Raw genomic sequence first — 22,723 nt, forward strand, 5'->3', positions numbered from 1 at the left:
TTGTTTTATCTTAAAAACAGTAATCATAATAGAACTGGTATTAAGTTTATTTTATTTGAACACTATTAGACAGATTTTCTGAGAACAAAAACAAAACCAAATGGATATTCCCCAAAATATTTCATAAAGAAGGACTTGACAAATTTCACCTTTACAAGAAAATAATACAGTAAGGAAGGGATGCTAATTATTGTCTTTAAAACAAAATGTAAAGGCTTAATTTTTCTAATTGGTTTGATAAAATTGCCTAGCAACTTACTAAAACCATAAGTAGAGACACCAACAATATCACCAACATAATCAAGTTTAACAATTTCAAATCCGTTCTCTTCAAACATTCGTTTTAATCCGAAATAAGTATATCGATAAAAATCATAAGGCTTTTCGTGTTCCCACATAAAAAACGGAACAGTTCCAATCACAAATCCATTCGAACTAAGGACTCTATTGATTTCTTGGAGCGCTTCATGCGGTTTATACACATGCTCTAACACCTCAGAAATAACAACACACGAAAATGATTCATCATTAACATTAACATGCTGATTATCGTCTATAAATATATCTGGTCGCACACTGTGATGCGCATTGGTTACTTGGTAATCTGCAGCTACATAATGTTCAAAATAGTGTTTGAGCATCTCTTTATACGGACCATCTCCTGATCCATAATCTAAAACAGAATTGCGCTTATCTATTAGATTAAAATATTTAATAAACAACTCAGATTTCATTACCCTCGATACTGGATGACTGAAAATTGAGTAAAAATATTTTCCGTTTCTATGGCTTAATCCTAACATATATTCTCTTTAACTCCTAACTATACTTGTGTATTCATTATAATAATCCTGTTCCATTCGTTTAACACTAAAATAGCTTAATTGATCCATATGATGATCTTTCCATGCAAATTCATTTTCAAAGTAATAATTAAGTCGCTTAATCATTGCTTTAGTATCTAAACAAACATCTTCAGGTTCAAATCTGCTTACAATTTCGGTTATTCCACCGCCATCATTAAATACAAGTACTGGTTTCTTTTGACTATAACATTCTATTGCTACTAGACCAAAGGGTTCATTTAAAGATGGAAATACACTCACATCAAAGATAGATTGATACGTCGTTACTTCGCTTTGATACCCTTCAAACACAACATGGTCTTGCAGTTTTAATTCTGAAACTTGTTTCTCTAGATTCTTTCGCTCTATACCATCACCAACAATAACCAATAATGATTTAGGATTAACCCTTACATATTGAGCAAATACAGCTATCAACCTATCAACTTTTTTAAAGCCAGCTAATCTTGATGACGTTCCAATAATATAGTTAGCGTCGTATTTTTCTTTTAACTTACGTTTTAAATTATCATTTACCTTATGGTTCAAAGCACTGCCATTATATACTAACTTAAGCCTTTTTCCGGAATAAAACTTGGTCTCAACATATTGCTTAGTAAACTTTGAATTACAGCAAATAATGGCCTTAGTGCTCTTAAAAAATAGTTTTCTAAAAAAGAAGCTCAACCTATCAGAAGCTTTTATTCGTCTGCCCAATCCAAAATTACCATGCTCAGTATATATAATTTTTTTTCTAGACCATACTGCAGCCAAAGCAACACTCAAATGAAAGCCGTGAAGATGCAACACATCAAACCTTTTAAGGTGTTTAGCAATTTGTAAAATTTTGAATGGATTGAGATCAAAACCAGAATTTAAATCAAAATCTATCAATTGGGTGTTTAGACTTTCAAATTCTGTTTTAAATTCACCTTTTAATTTGCCTACGCCTATCCCTGTTTCTAAAATTTGGCGTTTATTTTGCTCATTTACCAAATTGTAAACCAAGCGTTCTATACCACCAAATCCTAGACTTCCTATGTAGTGAATTACTTTCAATTTCTTATCTTATAATGTGTAAAAATAGAGATATTAATTGTTTTAAATTGATCTGTCATTAATAGATTGACAAGCTAGTGGTTAATGGTATAAAATGAGGATATTTTTGTCTATTGGTTTGCACCATTTTTTTGCTAAACTGAAATCGCTCTTCGTGAATAGAGTCCTTAGATGGAATCTCAAATGGGAGACCATATGTGAAGTTATTAAGCCTGTTTTGAAGGTTGATATACTTTCTACCTAAAAAACTAAACTGATTAGGTAGTACAAAACCACTATGGTCAATTGAAAATGATTCACTTTTTTGAATACTAAAATTACCAGGTAAACTGAAGGATTGAGCTGGTAAATAAAATCGAGATGTTTGCAACTCTTTGTCTAGAAACACTCTCAATTCATCATTAAAACTTAAAATTAATAATGTGATTTCTTCTTTACTAGGCGTATTCGTATACCATTGATTTCTATATTGAATCACTCTTTGTACTAATTCGTAAAGCTTTCCGTTATTGACTTCTAACAGTTCTAAATCAAACTCTATAGCTTTCGCTAACAATAAAAACGCCCGAAGCTTCACAATTTTCAAGGTGACTTGGGCATCTATAGTAATTAACATTTTAACAAGGTACTCTAATGCAATTTGCTGTTTTAAATCAGTATTTGTTTTTGGTTCATCAATAATTAATTTTTCTCCTCCAAGGTGTTTTAAATTAGAAATAAGATTATACGACATACTTTTAAGAAGGTCTTTCTCTTGAATACCAAAAATACCATGAGTTAGAATGCTTTTTTCGTCTGGTGCTAATTGTAGTCTAAAGTTTTCATGACATTGAGAACCATTTTTAAACACACAAATAATATCTAAATCTGATATTCCTGGATGTTTTACTGAGCCCATTTGATAGACACTCAAAATTGCCTCATGAGACATTAACAGGTGAACCAATTTCTCTTTGAGCGCCTCGTATTGTGACACTGAAATCATAATCGGGTGATCTATATATTTTAATGCCATCATATTATTTATAACCTAATTTATCCATAGTTGGTCCGCAAATAGCATAAAAAAGCTCGCGCTGTTGGTCATTTAAATCTTCAAAAGTTATGGTCTTACTAATTTGTCGTTTCCCTTTATATTTGGCATATAGATATCGATATAACCAACCTCTGGTTTTGTTTACCTTCTTAGATTTAAACTCATCGTATTGTTTTTTACTAATAGTTAAACCTAATGGTGTTAGAACATGTTTAGACAAATAATCATAGTCTTTAATTATGTTTTCAAAAAGCAAAAGTTGAGCATCAGACTGCAATAAATCTTCGGTGGTTTGCACCCAATTAACACATACTTGTTCTAGTTTACTCATTGCTGTCCAAGCTTCAATGTCTTTTTGGTTTTTAGGAATTTTATGTATCCCTCTGTCATCTCTTCTAATCATTAAAGATGGCACAACCTTTTTAGGGTTTCTTACGAGATGAAATATAGCAGGATTTTCAAATACGTCTTTTAAACTCTCAACACTATCAGATAAATACCCATTGACATCTATAAAAATATCTTTAGTGATTTGCGCATCTATTTTCTTTTTTGCATTGTTAAGTATGACATTAGAATAGACCTTTCCTACGTACCATGAAACCAACCAATATTCTCTATTGCCGATATACTCATGAGTCGAGAAAGCATTAATATCTAATGCTAATAAAGATCCTAAAAATTTCGTTCCCGACCTTCCCATTCCTGTTACGAAAGCGTATCTCATTGTATATCTGTATTAATTTTTTTAATCAACATATTTAGATTTGAATAGAATTCGCGATTCAACATGTTTTGTGTAGCCAAATTTATTTTTGGAGCACCAAATTTCTTAATTATTTTTCGCAATAGTGGATGTGGTATTTTGAGCAAAACTAATTGAAGCTTAGAAAAGTTATTATTCCAATCCTTTCTTAGTTGTGATGCAATGACAATAGGTTCCCATTCTTGATCTGTAAAATGGTGTTTAACGGCGTCGAAACTTTCTCTCTTAAAAATTCCTTTGTTGTTAATAGCCGAATAGTATAGGCAAGGCATAAGCATAATCTGACTTAAGATACTTTTTAATTCGTAGGTATTGCTTGGTTTCCAATTGTTTTGATGTCGCTTTTCAAATTGGTTCAACATAGCTCTTAAACTACTTTTATAATCTATTTCTTCCGAAAATTTTAAATTATACTCAAGGTTTTCTTTACTAGGGTAAATTAATTTTGAATGTTCTAAAGTTGAAACGGGCAAATAGTTTTCAGGATAACTTTTTAAATCACTTTCTTTAATCTGAAACCATCCATGATGTTGTAATGGGTCAAATTTCAAGATCAATTTCATAGATTCAATTTTAAACTTCTGAAGTTGCTTTGAATTGACGAATTCGTCTCTAACTATTAGTAGACCATCAAAATCACTATATGGTATAACTTCGTTTGTAGCAACACTTCCATGAACAACAACCGAATGAAAAATTTTAGCATATTTCCGATCAATCAAAAGCGCTATATCCCTAACCAGGTCAAGTGTACCATCATACTTATTAATCGTTATATTATATTGATGTTTTAAGGTCATTACTTGCTTTTATCTTTTAAAACTTTCAAAATTCCAACAATCGTATTTTTATGAAATATATACAATATTGTTAATGCTACAAGAATCATAAGCAATAGAAGCGTCCATGCATTCACATTGAGATAATCCAAATAAAATAACACATAAATGGTACTCAAACTAAACAATGATACCATTGGTCCTTGTAAACTATTAAACAATTGACGTATTGAAAATGGAATATAGTAATTAAGCACTAGTAAAAATAAGATGTATGATAACGCTTTTGCTATCACAAGGAAATAAGCCACCCACAATACACCATATTGAACTCCGAGAATTATAGCCAATACCGTTAAAATAGTTCTTCCTATGGAAACGTAAAGTGTTACTTCTGGTTTTCCAATACTTGAAAAAATGACACCTCCAAACTGACTTATAGATTGTATTGCTCCAGCAAAACATAAAATCCTAACAATTGGAATAGCACCATCCCATTTTTGTCCAAATACGAGATGAATAATTAAATCGGCATTAAACGCAAGGATTGTCATAGCAGGTATTGACACCAATGCAACTAAATTGACCGATTTAAAATACCCATTAATAATTTTTATTTTATCATTTTTAAATGATGAAAATGACGGAAACAGCACCTCACTAAAAATATAAGAAATACGCTTTACAGGTGTGTACATAATATTATAGGCAAATGCATAATACCCTAAAATCACACTTGTAAAAAACTTACCCAAGATTAAATAATCAATATTTCTCTCAAAGTACATTGACATTTGAGAAGCTTTAAATTTTAAAGAATACCATATCATATGCTTTATTTCCTTGATATTAAAATAAAATTTAGGGAACCATCTTTTGTACACTAGTATTAACATCATCCTAACAACGGAAGACACTAAAGGTTGAATCACAAGTGCGTAAACTCCAAGACCGTAGTAAGCTCCAATAATTGCCGAAATCGAACCAACAAGAATACCAGAAAGGTTAATCTTACTAATTGTTTTAAACTCTAGATCTCTTTCTAAAAGCTTGTATTGAATACTATAAAATGGGTTGATTAATATATTTAGCGCAGCAACATATACGATAGCACTTAACTTTGGTTCATCGTAAAAATTAGCAGCAAACTTGGCCGTTGATATAATAATAATGAATGAAAAAATAGACAATCCGTAATTCAACCAATAAATCGACGACAATTGCTTATTGGTGGTACTTTGTTCATGAATAATAGACGAGCCAAATCCCATATTGGTAAATAAAGTAATAAACCCAATATAGGTCATGGTTAAAGCGACCAAACCAAAATCTTCAGGCAACAGTAAACGCGCTAATACAATATTGACCACAATGGCCAAGAATTGCGATAATACATTGACAATTGTGAGATAAAACCCTCCTTTTATGATTCTATTTTTGCTCAATTAAAAAGTATCTTATTTAGTTTATCTAAAATAACCTTTGAGGCATCTGTAAATGTCTGCTTTGAAACAAAACGAGCCGCATTTTTTGCGCGTTCTTGATAGACGGGATACGTATCTAAAATCTCTTTGATCTTAACAACTAAATCATTGGAATCATCTGGTTTAACAAAAGACACTAAATTACTTGGAAAACGTTCTCTTAGACAGGGCAAATCAGAAAAAATCACAGGGTTCTCGCTTTGTAGATAAGCACCTCCTTTACCTGGACTTAATGTATATCTATTATATAAATTATCTTCATAGGTCGACACTAATACATCAGCAGCATATACAAAATTCAAATACTCAGGATAGGTTTGGAAAGGGTAAAGAATGAGATTGTTATAAGTGGCATCACTGTATTCTTCTTGAAGTCCTTTTGTGGCACCTACAACGATAAATTTAACGTCTGTAAAAGCACTTGAAGCTTCAGCAAAGTTTTTAATTCTTTTTGATTTTTCACCCGCTTTTCCTGCATAAACGATATACTTATAATCAGTATTCCATTTTAAGTGTTTTCTTTTTGCTATCTTATCGATAGCAGTGTGATCATGATAATCTGACTGAAAACGAATTGGACATTTAATCACCTTTTCATCCGAAATTTTAAATGTATTAATTAAAAACTCCTGTACATAAGTTGTCATAACCACAATTGCATCCATTCGTTTCATGATAAACTTATGATAGTTGTTATTACTAAGAAATGGTGTTTCAAAAACCAATTTGCATCGTATCAAACCAACAAACCTGAACAAAATATAGGGAATAATTGATGTATAGCACTTACTATACACAACTACATTCTTAGCTCTGAAAGAAGATAAATGCCGTAACACATAGATAAAATTGAAAACAAATCTATTAATTAAGAGTACCAGCGCAGAAGACTTATTATTGACTTCTCTTATTTTAGTGTTTAACTCGGTTAATTTAAAGTTTTCTGGAACGTCATATAGATCAAAAATACGATCTTTTTCTACAGTATATTCGCTGCGTTTCACCTTAGGAGTGATCAACTCCACATCAATTCCATTATTAGAAAATGCAGCGCAGCTATACATCATATGAACAGCGTCTGCTCTGTTTTTTCGCATATCTCTAGGTGAGATGTAGTACAACTTTTTAATTTTGAGTTGAGATAGATTCATATAAAAAGCACCTATAGGTAACCAAATTTACGCATTAAATCTCCAGAAACAGATATAATTTCGTCGATCTCAAATGCAGATAATTGTTCTAAGTATTTTTGAGTGTTACTTTTGTCAATTTGTTCATTGGTTTTCTTTTTCCAATCCAAAAGTTCAGAAGGTTCCATTTTATTTTTATAATAGTCTAACATTTGATCTTCAAACTGTAAATCAAGAATTTTGGTGCATTTTTGTAATTCCAATTCAGGCTTATTTAATAGATCTTCATATCTAATGAGTGCATAATTTGAAGTATGAATTGATTCTAAGAAACTTAGTATCTTTTTATTTTTATGTAACCAATCTAAACTCATTTCCTTAATGGTCTCTGGGAATTTTGGTTTGTATTTTGAGTTCGTTGTAAGAGCATTTACATTTAGGTAACTGCAAACCACATCTCTACAATCTCTTACTATAATTAAGTATTTAGCGTCTGGATAAATAGAATCAAGTACATCTAAATGTTCTATATAATAGTTGTTTTTGTCTCCTAACACAGAAGGAGTTTTCCCATTCTGAAGTCCATACTGTAAAATGACTAATGACGTTAATTCCTTATAAGACTTTGGCAATCTTGAGCGTATTAAACCCTCTAATTCCTTATAATCTAACTCCCACGTTTCAATTTTTTTAGACGTTTTTAAATCTGAAATAAATGCTTTTAAATCATCTTTAGATTGCGAATTTTCAATACTCCAATCACCATAAACTTTATGCCACCATTGAATAAATCCGCATTCGGGAGGAACAATAATTGATGAATGGCTGCTCATCATCATTCTAAACATCGAGGTTCCAGATCTTGGACTACCAATAATAAATACGTTTTGATGGGTCATACTAAATCAGTATTATCTAAGATTTTCCTAGTGCAGTAGATATCAATTCTGAAATCTTTTTAATGTTATCATTTTCTAAACCATAGTACAATGGTAAACATAAAATTCGTGGAGCGATATCATCGGAAACTTTTAAATCATTGTTATTATTCACATATGATAATGACGACAAGCTTGGATAGAAATAGCGTCTTGGTATAATATCATTAACTTTTAATAGTTCTTCTGTCTTCAACAATTCAGTTTCCGAATTAAAAATAATAGGGTAATAACTGTAATTCCATTCTGTATGCGCTCTAATTTTAAGTCTTCTCAGCAATTTGAAATCTAACAAACTATCATATAGTTCGCAAACACGTTTCCTGTCTTGAATAATAGCATCTATATAAGGCAAGACACTTAATCCCATCGCTGCTTGTAACTCACTAATTTTAGCATTTATACCTATTCCATGAAAGCGAAGTGGTCCGTCGTGACCAAACTTATGTCTATATAGCATTTCATTGTACGTGTTCTCATCTTGACAAAACAAAGCACCACCTTCACCAGTATGAAACAACTTGGTGGCATGAAAACTACACACGCTTACATCTCCATAATTAAATATCGGTTTGTTTTTATAGGTTACTCCAAAGCAGTGCGCTGCATCATAGATGACTTTCAGTTTATATTTTCTTGCAATAGCATCAATTGCTTCAATATCACAAGGATTACCATAGACGTGAGTTACTAATATTGCAGTAGTTTTGTTCGTAATAGCCTTTTCTATTTTCGTTTCATCAATTGTAAGATATTCTGGATGTATATCAACAAAAACTGGTGTGCATTTTTCCCAAACTATACTAGATGTCGTTGCTACATAAGAAAACGGCGTAGTAATCACCTCTCCTTGTTCGGCAAAGGCATTTAATGCTATTTGAATTGGAAGCGTGCCATTAGTCATCAATATAAGGTGATTAGCATTAAGATGTTTGGTCAATTTAGCTGTTAACTCCTTAGTGAGATCACCATTGTTTGTCAACCATTTATTTTCCCATATTTTGTCAATATAAGCCTTGTATTCTTCTATTGGAGGGAAAAAAGTTTTAGTAACAGTAATCATATAATTATCTAAAATCGGAGTTATTCCATGTAAGCTTGCAAATATATTCTAAATTATAGGATAATATAGATTATTAAATGATTTGCGATATAAATTTAGTCAAAAAGTTAGTTCTTAAAATAAGCCTGAGTTTTCGTATTTGTAGGAAAATTAACTAAAAAGTGTTATTTTAGGCACTGAAAAGAACATGCTTAGTCAGTAAAGTGACAAAATTTTGAACTATAATCCCTCGATAGTTTATTGTTTATGAAATACTTAGATCTGTTGAGATTTAAATCTAAGTACCCGTTAAGTATTATTTTCACAACTATTAACTACCCCTATTCATCAAAATATTATCTCTACCTAATTACAATGGTGATGTCCATTAGAATTATCTAATGTGCGCATACCTTAATTAATTAATAAAAAGTATAGAGATGAAACCAGACACTTAAATATTACGTAAGTATAGTTTTAAGACCTCATTAATTTTGTTGACTACCTTATAAATGCTCGTGTCTTAACTACAATAGTTTTGATTTTAATTTTGGAAAGACACTTTTCAAGACCAGTTTATCATTGGTATTGATCCCCTCTTAAATTTCCGATACTCATATTACAAAATCTGTTAGATCGTGATTATATCATGGTCTTAACACTAAATGCGGTATATCATTACTTCGACGTAGTTTATATGTACACCAGCACTATAGCATAGTTATGCACTGTCTTCATTAATGAGGAAAAGGACAAGCGTTGTGACTTAGTTGTTACAATGTCTTTGTCTAAGGTTTTCAAAAAAAAGATGGATGTAGAATTATGAAAATTAAAGATTTACTTTTAATAATGTTAGTATTACTAGCATGCAATGCTTTTAGTCAAACAACAATATACCTTGAAGACTTCACAGGTCAAAACACTAAAGGTGCAACAGGCTCAAACTCTGGGATTCCCACCATTGACTTAAGTGGTGTCGACTGGAGCGTTGATGTTAGCGACGCTAACCTAACAGCCACAACAGATTGGTTTCGCGTTAGGACTATTGCTGGAAACGAACGATTAGAATCTAGAGATTTGGATGGCGAAAGTATTTGGTTCTCTCCTAGTATTGATATATCAGATTTCACTGATGTTGAATTCACAATAGATGCTTCTGAAAATAATCCAAATACTCTAGAAAACAATGATATTGTGACGACGCAATATCGTATTGATAATGGTTTATGGATTAATGCCAGTACTAATGATGTACTTATTAATGACTACGGAAATGTGATTATCAGCCAATCTGGATTAAATGGAAGCTCATTAGAAATTAGGGTGATTTTTATTAATAATGCTGGAAATGAAAGACAACGAATTGATAACATATTAGTTACAGGTACTGTTTTACCTGGAGTTACTTATGTCTATGACAATGGATGGACTCCTACAGATCCAGATGGTGTTGCTACAACTGCTAATGATATTATTATAGCAAATGGTGACACCAATTTCATAAATGACATCAATTGCAATTCGTTGACAATTAATCCAGGTGCAGGACTAACAATTAATAGTGGCGTTGTTTTAACTGCTATAGGCGATATTGTTTTAGAATCGTCTTCAACAAGCTACTCAAGCTTAATTCTTGACGGAAGTATCGTTGGTTCTGTTAGGTATGAACGTCATATAAATAATGCAGCAGCTAGTGGAACCACCACTGGCAATAATGATCTTATAAGTCCGCCACTCACAGGGCAAACGTTTGGAAACTTTAGAGCAGTTAATTCTAATATTCTTTCTGGCAGCATTTCAGGAAATATCGCCTTTTTATTTGGCCCATTTGATACAGCTACTAATAGTTTTATTAACTATACTAGTGCAAATGATAGTAATACATTAGATGCTGGCATTGGTTTTAGAACTGGCTCAACAGATAATGGAGACTATATTTTTACAGGAGACATTGAAACTGGTGCAGTACAAATTAATTTAACTTCTGGAACCTCAAACTGGAACCTCATTGGAAACCCCTATCCAAGCTATTTAAATGTTGACGCTCTTCTTACCAATATTATAAACTCAGAAACTGTAGATGTTAACGCTGTGGGTATTTATGGCTATGATGGTTCTGCACAAGATGGCTGGACAATTTACAACCTAGCCAACACTACTATAGATACTAAAATTGCTCCTGGTCAAGGTTTTTTTGTCGAAGCAGAATCTGCTGGTAGTTTTACTATAGATCCAAATATGAGAACTACTGGAACTGATGATGATTTTATTTTAGGACGCAACTCAGGGCCTTTACAATATTTGAAACTTAACCTTAGTTCAGCTTCAAGCAGTTTTTCAACTAGTTTTTATCTTAATGATAATGCTAGTTTGGGATTAGATCCTGGATATGACGCTTCAGTTTGGAATACAACACCACCAAATTTTTCATTATACTCGCATTTAGTAGAAGAGAATACTGGTAGAGCAATGGCTATTCAAACTATAGGTAGTAATGATATAGCAAATACTTTAATTCCTTTAGGTGTTAATGCAAGTAATGGTTCATTACTAAATTTTAGTATCGCTGAATCATCACTTCCAGATACAGTAGATGTCTTTTTGATTGACAATCAGACTAACACAACAACACTCTTAACAAATGAGGATTATAATATTTTACTTAACGAAGCTCTAAATGGAACCGGTCGTTTCTTTTTACAGTTTTCAGATAGTACTTTAAGTACAAACGAACCCGAATTAGTCGATATACTTATATATGCTAACCTTAATGAAAAAACACTATTCATTGATGGGGTTTTAAATGAAAAAACAACATTAACCGTCTATGATCTTCAAGGGAGATTAATCTTTAAATCTATACTGGATATAAATAGAACCTCACAAAAAATAGATATTAGTAAATTAAGCAGTGGTATCTACATTGTCAAGCTTAATAGCCAAAAACAGAATAGGTCTAAAAAAATCATTATCAAATAATTTAATAGAAATCCCTATCTCATCTTTTTTTAAACGCATTCAATTGAATGCGTTTTTTTATAATATGTACCTTAATGAACTAATTCTTAAAACCGTAAAAAGATAAAATTAGTTTTTATCACTCATATCTTTTATTATCTTTGATAATTCCCTCAATTTGCTTTAAATCGTATATTAGTTTAAGTGATTTAAGAAAAAAATAATTTATTACAGTTATGAAAAAAATTTACTTAGCAACGTTGACATTACTTTTTTTTACTGTTGGTTTCTCACAAAGCCCGATTACAACAGTTGATAGAGATAACATTGTTGGACCAACTGCAACTGGAAATGCAGCTTCGGTTTCATCGGTAGGATTAACTCGAGGTTCTGGCGTAAATCTTAGTGCGTCAAGTCCAACAGATTTTACATCAAGAGATTGGGATGGAACAGATCAAGCCTCAGCCGAAGCAGCTAATGAATATATTGAATGGTCGGTATCAGCAACAACAAATTTTGAAGTCACTGTAAATGAATTTGATATCCGATTAAGACGACATGGAAACGGCCCTAGCCAATGGCAAATATATTATAGTTTAGACAACTTTGCTACAGCAGGAACAGCTGTATCAGTTCCACAAACTATGCCTGCTACGAGCAGTTTTGAGTTTAATTTTTCCGGTTTATCAATAACTTCACCTACATCTGGTACCATTACGTTTAGACTATATGCTTGGGATGCAAATAGTATTGGTGGTTGGTTACGAGTAACTGGTCAACCAGCTTGGGCTGGATCATTAGGAATTGCTGATCCAGGCATACGTATTATTGGTAGTACTTCAACAAGCGCTTCCAACAGCATCGAATCTGACATCGTTGCTACGGCTTTTGACCCAACAGACAATATTAATTATAGTGCATTTAATGCTACTTCTGGATTAACGACCACAAACGCTATACAGCTTGGAGAATTCTCAATTAGAGATGGTGGAGCTACTGCTCCAGATAGCGATAGTGATGGCACTAACGTTACAGATATTCAATTTGCAGTTTCAAATAATCAATATTTAGCTGCACTTGCCATTTTTGATGGTACTACAAATATTGCCGAAACATCTACTGTCGATCCTTTAGTTTCTTTTAGTGGTTTAACAGCTTTAATTGCTAATGACGATGCTACAAAAAACTTTACAGTTTATGCTACATTTAATTCTGTAGTAACTGATAACGAACAGATACAAGTTACTGTAGACTTGGCAACTGCGGCTGCAACAGGAAGTTCACTTTTTGCACTCGCAAATGCTGGAGGAGCAGCTACACCTATTGTAGGTGATGACAATAGAATTGAAGTGACGGCGTCAAAAATTGTCTTTGACCAGCAAGTAACAGACAGCAATCAGTTTGAAGTTATGTTTCCTTATCCAACAGTTTTAGTTCAAGATAATAATGACAATCTTGATCTGGACTACAGTGATGTTTTAACAGTGATTACTTCTGCAGGAACTTTAGTTGGTTCTCCAATTGATTATTCTTTTGTAAATGGGGAAGCTGTTTTAAATACCATAGAATATTCTGATCAAAATACAGCTATAAACCTTTTTACATTTAGTAATGGCTTTTTTACATTTAGTGACCCGTTTGACGTTAATGGACCATTAATAAATCTTGCCATACAAGACTTTGATGGTTCTTCACCAGAGTGGACTTTTACTAATGACACTCCTTTCTTTGATAATGGATGGGGAACAGATGGTTACTATGGCCTAATAGATGCTGCAGATATCGCCCCTTTAGATTTCGAATTTTTATCAGGAAATATATTAGGTGAGAATGACCTCAATGATGAAGGAAATGGTGCTGTAGGCTTTGCTACTATTACTTTTGACACTATAGATGTTTCGGTATATGATAATGTGCAAATTACTTTTGATTGGGATATTGAAGGCTATGTACAAAACAATAGTGACGTATATTACAGACTATATTTAGATGGAATACCACAACCAATAGTATATTTAGTAGATGGTAATGGACCAATAGATTCAGACGAAGGTTCGGTTCTTATAAATGTCCCTGACACAACAAACACTATAGGATTGGAATTAAGTATTAGAAATAATCTTTTAACTGGGTTCTCAGGTTTTGATAATTTTAGAGTGGCTAGTATTTTTGAAGGTTTAATATACTACGATGCAGATGGATGGATTAATAATGAAGCACCAAGCCCAACTACTGGAGCATTAGACGCATTAGTTATTGATGGAAGCTACACGGTAGATTCAAATGTTGAGATTAATAATTTCATAGTTAATCCTGGAGCACAGGTTCAAGTTCCTATTGCACAATCAATGACTGTTAATAATGAATTGGTTAATAATGGTTCTTTTGAATTAAATTCGGTTTCAACAACCTATTCTAGTTTAATTGCGAGTAGTGTTGAAGGTGAAATCGTCTACAACCGACATGTCAATCAATTTGCACCTTCAGGATCAACAACTGGTTTTAATGATTTAATTGCGGCACCTGTTACTAATTCAGACCAAACATTTCTTAATTTAAGAACTGCTAACCCTGACATCCCTTCAGGAACCATAGGAGGAGTACCTTCTTTCCTATTTGGTCCTTTTGACAATAATGCTAATGCTTATATCAATTACACCAATGCAGATGACGCCTCTATTATTACTGCAGGTATTGGATATAGAACAGCCTCTACGGCTCCAACTGGCTCTACATTTAGATTTGAAGGTAATGTAGAAACAACGACTAACATTGTTCCTATTACTGTAGGTACTAATAGCGATTTTAACCTTATTGGTAACCCTTATCCTTCTTATATAAAGTTAGCAGATTTTTTAACTGCTAATAACACAGAATTTAATCCACTAAACTCTGGAGTTTATGGCTATGATGGCGATATCTCTGATGGTTTCACTATATGGAATCAAGCCTACTCTGATGCTAACCCTACCGCATTAATAGCGCCAGGACAAGGATTTTTCGTGTCTTCTAAAGCAGGTGGTGGATCCATTACTTTTAATGCACCAATGCGTTCTATAGGTACTAATGATGATTTTATTCCTGGAAGAATAGTTAATCCAAATTTAGCTCACTTAAGACTTCAGCTGTCAAATGAAAGTTCTTTGTTCAATACAGATTTTTACTTTAACGATAATGCGTCTCTAAGTATGGACTCTGGTTATGATGCTGTGATGTTTAATGGCAATACTCCTGATTTTGCAATATATTCGCATTTAGTAGATGACAACGTTGGAAATAATTTAGCTGTCCAAGCTGTACATTATAATGCACTAAATAATGTAGTCATTCCTTTAGGCGTTAATGCCAATGAAGGTGAGCAGTTAACAATTAGTATTTTAGATACAGATATACCAAGTAATTTTGATATTTATCTAGAAGACACTGTAACTAATACCTTTACATTATTAAATACATCTAATTATGTATTTACTCCAAATGTAACGTTATCTGGAACTGGTCGTTTCTTCTTGAGAATTTCTGCGGATGCTTTATCTACGTCTGAAGAAAACTTTAGTTCTATTCAAATATATACTACTAAAACACCTAAAACATTGTTTATTAAAGGTGAGTTGAATGACGAAACAAAAGCTGAAATATATGATATTCAAGGCCGTATAATCTTATCAACAAAACTTGATAGTAGAAGTGATAATAATCAAATTGATATTTCTAATGTCACTTCTGGAGTTTATATTGTTCAGTTGAGTAATAGTACTCAGCAGAAATCTCAAAAAGTGATTATCAATTAACGTTACAGTAAACTCAAGGTATTAAAAACTAATAAATCAGGTAAATAGTAATATTTTATTTACTTTTGCTTTGTATTATATGATATAATGAAAAGAAATAGTCCTCAAAATCAAATTACTCGTAAGGAAGCCCTACAAAGAATGGGTAAGTACGCTGCGCTTACTGCAATAGGTACGTTTCTTATATTAAACCCAAAGAAAGCACAAGCATCTTCTCCACCAGATCCAGGAGGAAATCCTTTTGATTAATTTCTATTTTTATTTTGAAAGCGGATTTATCTCCGAAGTACGTACATAAGATTAATGAAACCATACTATTGTGGTTTCACAACTCTAATAAATATGTTGTCGTCTCAGAAACCTTATACACTCTAATTGACTTGTATTTAAGGGTTGACAATAAAACCTCCTTTATAGATACCTTAGAGCAATCATTACAAATCGAACTTGCTGAATGTGAAAAGATTTATAATGATATATCTAACTTTTTAGACGAAGCAAATGTAACTTCTATAGTGAACTCATTTTTTCAAGAGTCTCTTGAAGTACCTCAAGAAAGCATCAACAAAACCTATAGAGTCAATAATAAAACTATTAGTGTAAATTTTGAATCACATGTCATTGAGAGTTTAATTCACCCTCAATTATCTCAATATAAAATACAGCAACTACCAAAACCAGATATTACATTTGATATTTTTAAAACAAATGATGACTTACACCTATTTAAAAATGCCAAGCACATAGGTAGTTATAAAACTAAAGCTTTTCATTTTCTCCAAGGAAAGTTTGCATTAGAACTCACTAATGTAATCCACAACCTGAATATAGAACAATGGATTGCTACATTTCATGCTTCAACTATTACGAATAACAAAGAATCTATTATGATTGTAGGTGATTCTGGCAATGGAAAAAGTACACTATCTGCGCTATTGATGGCTAGCGGATTAGATTTATTAGCCGATGACTTTACGCCTCTGTATAAGGATATGAACTGCTATAGATATCCCGCAGCTATTTCAATTAAAAAAGGAGCTTTCGACGTTTTAGAGACTCAATTTGAAAACTTTCAAGACTTAAAAGTCCACACCTCTGGCCCTAAAAAAGTCAACTTAAAATATTTACCATCGTCTTTAGGTTTTAAAAACTCGAAACATAATTTTCCGTGTCAAACTATTGTATATGTTAAATATGACAAAGCAATTAAGTCATCGTTAGAAGAGATTTCCATCGATAAAATATTAGAAACCTTAATTCCTGATTCATGGATTTCACCAAATGAAATCCACGCACGTCATTTTTTAGATTGGCTTAATCATCTCAAATGCTATCGATTAAATTATAGCGATAATGATTTTGCAATCTCAAGTTTTAAATCACTATTTGATTCTTAAACGCTTTTTTAGGAATTTCTTTGTTTATTTTTGAATGTTTAAATATAACATTTGTCCAAAACAAATTATACATACAAAGACACTTTACAGCTAATAGCTGATATCTTGAGTTTTGAATATCCCAATGAAAATTTAAAACTATCACTAACAAGTGCTACAATAAATTGGGAACAATTTGTAACAGTAGCTAGTGACCATCTAGTTTTGCCAACCATATATTGTAGATTAAAACAAAAGAAACTCTTAGAATGTATTCCTAGAGATTTAGAGGCATATCTTGAAGATATCACCACGATTAATAAAAATCGTAACCTAGGTTTAATAGAACAGTCAAAAATAATCGCTGACATTTTCAATGCTAATAATATTAGATATGCTTTCACTAAAGGGACCGCTTTTTTGATTGCTGATTTTTACCAAGATAATGCCGAACGTATGATTGGAGATATTGATATTTTGGTAGACGAAAATCATATATTTAAAGCATTAGACCTACTTCTCGATTATGGATATACCAAAATACCATCAAGTATTAGATCTACTTTTTTCGATCACAAGCATTTGGATAGACTCATTATTGATAACGGCTTAGGCGCTGTGGAGCTGCATAAATATTTGCTCAACAAACCACATCATAATGTATTGTCAAGCCATATGCTTTTAAACAGAGTATGGTACCATAAGGAATTCCCTATTTTTCATGCCGAAGATCTTTTCAGTCATAATATTCTAAACTTTCAAATTAATGATAGAGGTCACTATTATTCAAAATTGAATATGCGCTCAACTTATGACAGCCTCGTTTTGATACTATTGTTTCCAGAATTAATAATATCTAACACTAGTAAATATTTCACGTCATACTTTTCACTAAACTCAATATTCTTTGAGGAATTTAAGAATGTTGAGTTAAGTCAATCTAGGATTAATAAGTTCATATCACGTTTAAAGTCACCCGGTCTTGATTCATTTCACAGAAAACGACTGACACTATCTGTACTGTTAAGACAAATCCCTTCAAGACTAAGTACTTTTGTGACAAATAAAAAGTATAGAAAAGCCCTTTTCAATGATAGAAAACGCATATTAAAAGATTTAAACTCAAAATTTTTAAAGCCTTAATTTAAAATACAATAACTTTGAGGTTTATTTGCAATATTATAGTTCAAAGTATATCTTTGAATTAACCCATACAATTGAAACATGAAAAAGATCATCCTATTCTTAATATTAGTATCGCTATTTAGTTATGATAGTCAGTCGCAAGTAAGCAAAAGAGATCTAAGAAATATTGAAGCTTGGACTGTTAGTGTTGGAGTAAATGCAGTTGGTAGCTTAGGAACAAGAAATCCTTTTGAAAAATTAGGTGATTTTGAATTTAACCGTCCATTAGCACTTTCGGTGCAGCATAGGTGGTCAAGATATTTATCTGTAGAGCAAGACTTTACTATGAATAGGTTTAAGATTACATCTAGAATTGACAATGGCTCACTTCCAGAAGAATTCAATTACTTTTCTACCAATACCTATGTTAAGTACTTTTTTTCAGATGAATTATTCCCTGAAACTCTATGGCTAGACCTTTTTGTAGGTGGTGGTTTAGGTGTTTTTTCTATAGATGAACTTAATACTTCTGCCAACTTGATACTTGGTGGAGCTTATTGGTTCAATAGTAATATTGGCGTAAGACTACAAGGCGTTGGTAAATTTGCTTTTAACGCTAAGGACAATCGTTTTGATAATAATCACTTTCAATATGTGTTACAAGTCATGTTTAGACTATAATTAGTATTGAGCAAAATTAAAATTTAACATTTCCCTAGTTTTATCGTATATCCTAGGGAATTGTCTTTTAAATTCCTCAGGTGTTTCTATAAATGTCTCAACAATGACTGCCACAAATTCAAACTGATTTGTAAACGCATAATCTCTAAAATACTTAGAAGCAATCAATTGCTTTCTTAAATTTTCTTCAGCTGAAAGCATATCAGTAAGCTCAGAAAAAGCCACTTTAAATATCAAAGAGCTCACATCATTGTTTTTTAAACTGTTTATATGTATTGCATGTGTAAATTCATGAATGCCCAAATTAATATTATCATTTTCGTCATCATAACCATACAAAAAATCTTCCCAAGAAATCACTAGAGCTTTTAATTTAGGATTAAGCTCTCCCTTGTGATAAGCCTCATTTGAATTTGAATAAAAAGTCCCTGGGTAGATGATGATTTTATCAATTAAATCTATTTGATAGTCTCTAAAACCAAAGGTGAGCATGGTGGATGTAGCTGCCACCAAAACCTTCATTTCGGTGGTCACAACTAAGTCTTCTCGACCAAGAAAATACTTTGAATTGATAAATGTTGCAACACGATGTTCAAATCGCTCTTTTTCGGTGTCATCTAATTTTTGATAAAAACTAAACTGACGTCTTAATATGCTTCGCTGTTCTTTGTCCAATCTCTTCTTAAAAAGATAAAAATGCACAAAAAAAGGACGTTTATACTTACTGGCATATCGCTGTTCAAAAAACATATAAAAACGCGAGAAAACCACCGCAAACATACCAACAAAAAAAATAACAAGAAGCACAATACGAGTAGTAGGTGAAATCGCTAATATGTAATTAAAAAGGGCTAATATCATTAGCTAAATATACTGAAAAAATAAAACCCAAGCATTCGAGTTATGCTTGGGTTTTGACAAATTGAAATCCAATAACTAATTCAACGACTTCACTTATAGTCTTAATTCTCTATTTCAATGTGTATAATACTTTTCATTTTCAATTTTTTGCCTTCAAGTCTGGCTTGAGAAAAGAATTGTTTAGCTATATCCTGCTCATTTATTAGTTCTTCTATTCTTCCACTATCAAACTCGCAAGCATCGGCTTCATTCCCTTCTTTTATTGATAAACGGTGTAATTTATGAAAGTTAATTTTCACATTCAATACAGCATTAATAATATGTGATGCTTCTGATGCTGTGTAGCATCCACTTATCAAATCAATTTTTTGTGCTTTTTTTACTTTTTCTAAAGTTTCCATAATTATGGGTGTTTTATATTGGTACAAATTTCAAATTTATTTTTCATATATTTTTATTTATATATTTAATATTAATCATAAGCATTTCCTATGTCAAATTAATAATGCAGAGATACAGTGGCATGCCTAGTGTAATATTAAATGGAAATGTTATAGCAAGCGCCATTGGTATATATAAACTCGGATTAGCTTTTGGTGCAGCAATTTTCATAGCAGCTGGCACAGCAATGTAAGAGGCACTAGCAGCTAGAATAGCAAATAACAGCCTGTTACCTTGACTAGTAGTTAGCACACCACTAATAACCGCTACAATCGATCCGTTTACAACAGGAATAATGATTGAAAACAAAACAGCAAACCATCCCTTCTTCATCAAATCTGATAATTTTCGACCACTAACAATCCCCATATCCAATAAAAATACAGCTAAGAAACCCTTGAAGATATCAGTAGTAAATGGTTTGATTCCTTCGGCTTGTGCTTCACTTGCCATCAACCCTATAATCAAACTCCCAATGATAAGCAAAACACTCCCATTAGTTAGTGCATGGTGCAAAACTTTTTTCATTGGTGCGTCTTGCTTTTCTTTATTTTTCTTTTTGAAATAGGTCATTAACAACAGACCAAGCATTATAGATGGCGCTTCCATTAATGCCATTACAGCAACCATATGACCACTAAAAGGAATTCCTTCCATTTCTAAGAAAGAAATTGTGGTTACAAAAGTAACAGCACTCACCGATCCATAGGCCGCAGCAATAGCTCCAGCATTTTCAACGCTAAACTTCTTTCGCAAAATAAAATATGTATATACTGGAACTAATAAGGCGAGAAAAATCCCAAATAAGAGTGCCCATAAAATCTCCATGCTAAATTCGCTATGCGCTAACTCTTGACCACCTTTAAAACCAATAGATAGCAACAAGTAAAATGATATGAATTTTGATGAGTTTTCTGGTATATTGAGATCGCTTTTCAATTGAACCGCGATTACACCAAGAAAAAAAAATAATAAGGCAGGATTCGTAAGATTATCTATAAGTAAATGTAGATCCATTATAGTTTATATTTAATATCAGAGCTATTGTTTTTGAGATAGCACATGCACAAAGTACAGCATTGCCATAATAGCTCCAGACACTAATAGTTCAGATAGAAACAAGCTATTGTACTTTAAAGATGCTCTTATAATTACAACATAAGTGGCTACCATAGCCATAGGTTTGATAAATTTCAAAAGTTTTTTAACCACTAACACTAAACTTCCAGCAACCTTTGTTTCTTTTTTTCTTTGCTTGCTTAAAATTAAATCACTCATTAGATAGATGTTTTTTTGCAAAGATTACACAGAAAATCTATATATTTTTATTTATATTTATTATACGAAACATAAACATTAGTTATGCATTACACATTACATCAATTAGAAATATTTCATAAAGTGGCGCAATTAAAGAGTGTCACCAAAGCTTCTGAAGAACTTTATCTAACCCAACCAGCAGTATCTATCCAGCTAAAAAAGTTTCAAGATCAATTTGAAATTCCTCTCTTTGAAGTTGTCGGAAGAAAAATCTACATCACCGATTTCGGTGATGAGATTGCACTTGCTGCCGAAAACATTTTAAACGAAGTGAATGCCATAAACTACAAGGCATTATCATTTCAAGGTGAGCTCTCGGGAAAATTAAAAATCGCTATTGTTTCTACTGCAAAATATGCAATGCCTTATTTTTTAACCGACTTCATGAATCAACATAAGGGTGTAGACCTTAGCATGGATGTAACCAATAAATCTGAAGTCGTAAAATCACTAGAAAATAATTTGGTTGATTTTGCTATGGTATCAACCATTCCAAAATACTTAAAAATAGACCGTATCCAACTCATGGAAAACAAGCTTTACCTCGTTGGAGGTAAACAGTTTAAACATACAGGAAAATATCTAACTAAATCCATGTTTGAAAAACTCCCTCTTATTTACAGAGAACAGGGTTCGGCCACTAGAAATCAAATGGAATATTTTATTGCTTCTCATAAAATATCAACGTATAAGAAAATGGAGTTGAAATCAAATGAAGCTTTAAAGCAGGCTGTTATTGCTGGTCTAGGCTTTTCAATTATGCCACTTATAGGTATTAAAAATGAATTGAATAATGGCGATTTACAAGTCATTCCAATCAAAGGACTTCCTATGATTACCGATTGGAATTTGATCTGGCTTAAATCGAAAAACTTATCTGCAATAGCTAGGCATTTCGTAAATCATATTAACGACAGTAAATCTCAAATCATGAAAAATCACTTTGATTGGTTTGAGAAGTACTAAGATGAATTCAACGTATTAGAACAATTAAACAGTTATTACAGTAGAATTAGTTTTGAACTTTAGGGAACTCCATTTTATCATCAGGATTGACGTACTTCGTACGCCTTTCTAAACTCCGTTTTTGA

The 22,723-nt window shown here is 32.2% G+C and carries 20 protein-coding genes; 7 read left to right on the plus strand and 13 right to left on the minus strand.

Annotated features, from left to right (window positions below; all coding sequences use genetic code 11):
- Positions 1-65: 65 nt before the first annotated feature.
- From KWG70_RS00360 to KWG70_RS00400, 9 genes are read right to left on the minus strand one after another with little or no spacing between them, the layout of a single operon-like run.
- Positions 66-803, minus strand: coding sequence for a class I SAM-dependent methyltransferase (locus KWG70_RS00360; protein ID WP_230934001.1), 738 nt, complete (start codon positions 801-803; stop codon positions 66-68).
- A gap of 9 nt (positions 804-812) precedes the next feature.
- On the minus strand, positions 813-1,904 hold the full coding sequence (locus KWG70_RS00365; protein WP_230934002.1) for a glycosyltransferase: 1,092 nt from the start codon (positions 1,902-1,904) through the stop codon (positions 813-815).
- A gap of 58 nt (positions 1,905-1,962) precedes the next feature.
- Entirely contained in the window at positions 1,963-2,919 is a 957-nt protein-coding gene (locus KWG70_RS00370; protein ID WP_230934003.1) for a hypothetical protein, read from the minus strand.
- Positions 2,920-2,923: 4 nt separating this feature from the next.
- The gene (locus KWG70_RS00375) at positions 2,924-3,667 is read right to left on the minus strand and encodes a hypothetical protein (RefSeq protein WP_230934004.1); all 744 of its coding nucleotides are present in this window, start codon (positions 3,665-3,667) and stop codon (positions 2,924-2,926) included.
- Complete coding sequence (locus KWG70_RS00380) at positions 3,664-4,506, minus strand: nucleotidyltransferase domain-containing protein (protein WP_230934005.1); 843 nt, start codon at positions 4,504-4,506, stop codon at positions 3,664-3,666. The genes KWG70_RS00375 and KWG70_RS00380 overlap by 4 nt, the downstream gene beginning before the upstream one ends.
- Positions 4,506-5,930: a lipopolysaccharide biosynthesis protein gene (locus KWG70_RS00385; protein WP_230934006.1), complete on the minus strand. Its 1,425-nt coding sequence runs from the start codon at positions 5,928-5,930 to the stop codon at positions 4,506-4,508. The genes KWG70_RS00380 and KWG70_RS00385 overlap by 1 nt, the downstream gene beginning before the upstream one ends.
- Positions 5,927-7,090, minus strand: a complete 1,164-nt coding sequence (locus tag KWG70_RS00390) for a glycosyltransferase family protein (protein WP_230934007.1) — start codon at positions 7,088-7,090, stop codon at positions 5,927-5,929. Before KWG70_RS00390 ends, KWG70_RS00385 begins: the two co-directional genes overlap by 4 nt.
- A 41-nt stretch (positions 7,091-7,131) precedes the next feature.
- The gene (locus tag KWG70_RS00395; RefSeq protein WP_230934008.1) at positions 7,132-7,998 is read right to left on the minus strand and encodes a sulfotransferase family protein; all 867 of its coding nucleotides are present in this window, start codon (positions 7,996-7,998) and stop codon (positions 7,132-7,134) included.
- Positions 7,999-8,014: 16 nt separating this feature from the next.
- Entirely contained in the window at positions 8,015-9,100 is a 1,086-nt protein-coding gene (locus KWG70_RS00400) for a DegT/DnrJ/EryC1/StrS family aminotransferase (RefSeq protein ID WP_230934009.1), read from the minus strand.
- An 828-nt stretch (positions 9,101-9,928) separates the two neighbouring features.
- Between KWG70_RS00400 and KWG70_RS00405 the strand changes: the two genes are divergently transcribed.
- The 6 genes from KWG70_RS00405 to KWG70_RS00430 all read left to right on the plus strand — a co-directional run bounded on the left by KWG70_RS00405 (position 9,929) and on the right by KWG70_RS00430 (position 19,010).
- Entirely contained in the window at positions 9,929-12,058 is a 2,130-nt protein-coding gene (locus KWG70_RS00405; RefSeq protein WP_230934010.1) for a T9SS type A sorting domain-containing protein, read from the plus strand.
- Between the two features lie 215 nt (positions 12,059-12,273).
- Positions 12,274-15,828, plus strand: a complete 3,555-nt coding sequence (locus KWG70_RS00410) for a T9SS type A sorting domain-containing protein (protein WP_230934011.1) — start codon at positions 12,274-12,276, stop codon at positions 15,826-15,828.
- Between the two features lie 87 nt (positions 15,829-15,915).
- Positions 15,916-16,077, plus strand: coding sequence for a hypothetical protein (locus KWG70_RS00415; protein ID WP_230934012.1), 162 nt, complete (start codon positions 15,916-15,918; stop codon positions 16,075-16,077).
- A 14-nt stretch (positions 16,078-16,091) separates the two neighbouring features.
- Positions 16,092-17,225 (plus strand): phosphoenolpyruvate carboxykinase (ATP), encoded by a 1,134-nt coding sequence (locus tag KWG70_RS00420; RefSeq protein ID WP_230934013.1) that lies wholly within the window; start codon positions 16,092-16,094, stop codon positions 17,223-17,225.
- 51 nt (positions 17,226-17,276) lie between these two features.
- A complete protein-coding gene (locus KWG70_RS00425) occupies positions 17,277-18,347 on the plus strand; it encodes a nucleotidyltransferase family protein (RefSeq protein ID WP_230934014.1) in 1,071 nt (356 codons plus the stop codon).
- Positions 18,348-18,428: 81 nt separating this feature from the next.
- Positions 18,429-19,010 carry a hypothetical protein gene (locus tag KWG70_RS00430; protein ID WP_230934015.1) on the plus strand — a complete coding sequence of 194 codons (582 nt, stop codon included), beginning with the start codon at positions 18,429-18,431 and terminating at the stop codon, positions 19,008-19,010.
- Here KWG70_RS00430 and KWG70_RS00435 read toward each other — a convergent pair whose 3' ends face one another.
- From KWG70_RS00435 to KWG70_RS00450, 4 genes are all read right to left on the minus strand, one after another.
- Positions 19,011-19,712, minus strand: a complete 702-nt coding sequence (locus KWG70_RS00435) for a zinc-dependent peptidase (protein WP_230934016.1) — start codon at positions 19,710-19,712, stop codon at positions 19,011-19,013. It lies immediately after the preceding gene.
- Between the two features lie 260 nt (positions 19,713-19,972).
- Complete coding sequence (locus tag KWG70_RS00440) at positions 19,973-20,272, minus strand: hypothetical protein (RefSeq protein ID WP_230934017.1); 300 nt, start codon at positions 20,270-20,272, stop codon at positions 19,973-19,975.
- An 88-nt stretch (positions 20,273-20,360) separates the two neighbouring features.
- Positions 20,361-21,329: a sodium-dependent bicarbonate transport family permease gene (locus tag KWG70_RS00445; protein WP_230934018.1), complete on the minus strand. Its 969-nt coding sequence runs from the start codon at positions 21,327-21,329 to the stop codon at positions 20,361-20,363.
- Between the two features lie 24 nt (positions 21,330-21,353).
- Positions 21,354-21,590 (minus strand): hypothetical protein, encoded by a 237-nt coding sequence (locus tag KWG70_RS00450; protein WP_230934019.1) that lies wholly within the window; start codon positions 21,588-21,590, stop codon positions 21,354-21,356.
- Between the two features lie 84 nt (positions 21,591-21,674).
- On the opposite strand from KWG70_RS00450, the gene KWG70_RS00455 reads away from it, so the two are divergent.
- Positions 21,675-22,598 carry a LysR family transcriptional regulator gene (locus tag KWG70_RS00455; RefSeq protein WP_230934020.1) on the plus strand — a complete coding sequence of 308 codons (924 nt, stop codon included), beginning with the start codon at positions 21,675-21,677 and terminating at the stop codon, positions 22,596-22,598.
- Positions 22,599-22,723: the final 125 nt, after the last annotated feature.

The sequence above is a fragment of the Psychroserpens luteolus genome, assembly GCF_021032705.1.
GTDB classification, from domain to species: domain Bacteria; phylum Bacteroidota; class Bacteroidia; order Flavobacteriales; family Flavobacteriaceae; genus Psychroserpens; species Psychroserpens luteolus.

Bases quoted from the DNA above. Each gene is read 5' to 3' on its own strand.
- KWG70_RS00360 (WP_230934001.1), bottom strand. From the start codon at position 803: ATGTTAGGATTAAGCCATAGAAACGGAAAATATTTTTACTCAATTTTC.
- KWG70_RS00450 (WP_230934019.1), bottom strand. From the start codon at position 21,590: ATGAGTGATTTAATTTTAAGCAAGCAAAGAAAAAAAGAAACAAAGGTT.
- KWG70_RS00405 (WP_230934010.1), top strand. From the start codon at position 9,929: ATGTTAGTATTACTAGCATGCAATGCTTTTAGTCAAACAACAATATAC.
- KWG70_RS00430 (WP_230934015.1), top strand. From the start codon at position 18,429: ATGAAAAAGATCATCCTATTCTTAATATTAGTATCGCTATTTAGTTAT.
- KWG70_RS00395 (WP_230934008.1), bottom strand. From the start codon at position 7,998: ATGACCCATCAAAACGTATTTATTATTGGTAGTCCAAGATCTGGAACC.
- KWG70_RS00380 (WP_230934005.1), bottom strand. From the start codon at position 4,506: ATGACCTTAAAACATCAATATAATATAACGATTAATAAGTATGATGGT.
- KWG70_RS00445 (WP_230934018.1), bottom strand. From the start codon at position 21,329: ATGGATCTACATTTACTTATAGATAATCTTACGAATCCTGCCTTATTA.
- KWG70_RS00415 (WP_230934012.1), top strand. From the start codon at position 15,916: ATGAAAAGAAATAGTCCTCAAAATCAAATTACTCGTAAGGAAGCCCTA.
- KWG70_RS00370 (WP_230934003.1), bottom strand. From the start codon at position 2,919: ATGGCATTAAAATATATAGATCACCCGATTATGATTTCAGTGTCACAA.
- KWG70_RS00375 (WP_230934004.1), bottom strand. From the start codon at position 3,667: ATGAGATACGCTTTCGTAACAGGAATGGGAAGGTCGGGAACGAAATTT.
- KWG70_RS00400 (WP_230934009.1), bottom strand. From the start codon at position 9,100: ATGATTACTGTTACTAAAACTTTTTTCCCTCCAATAGAAGAATACAAG.
- KWG70_RS00410 (WP_230934011.1), top strand. From the start codon at position 12,274: ATGAAAAAAATTTACTTAGCAACGTTGACATTACTTTTTTTTACTGTT.
- KWG70_RS00440 (WP_230934017.1), bottom strand. From the start codon at position 20,272: ATGGAAACTTTAGAAAAAGTAAAAAAAGCACAAAAAATTGATTTGATA.
- KWG70_RS00455 (WP_230934020.1), top strand. From the start codon at position 21,675: ATGCATTACACATTACATCAATTAGAAATATTTCATAAAGTGGCGCAA.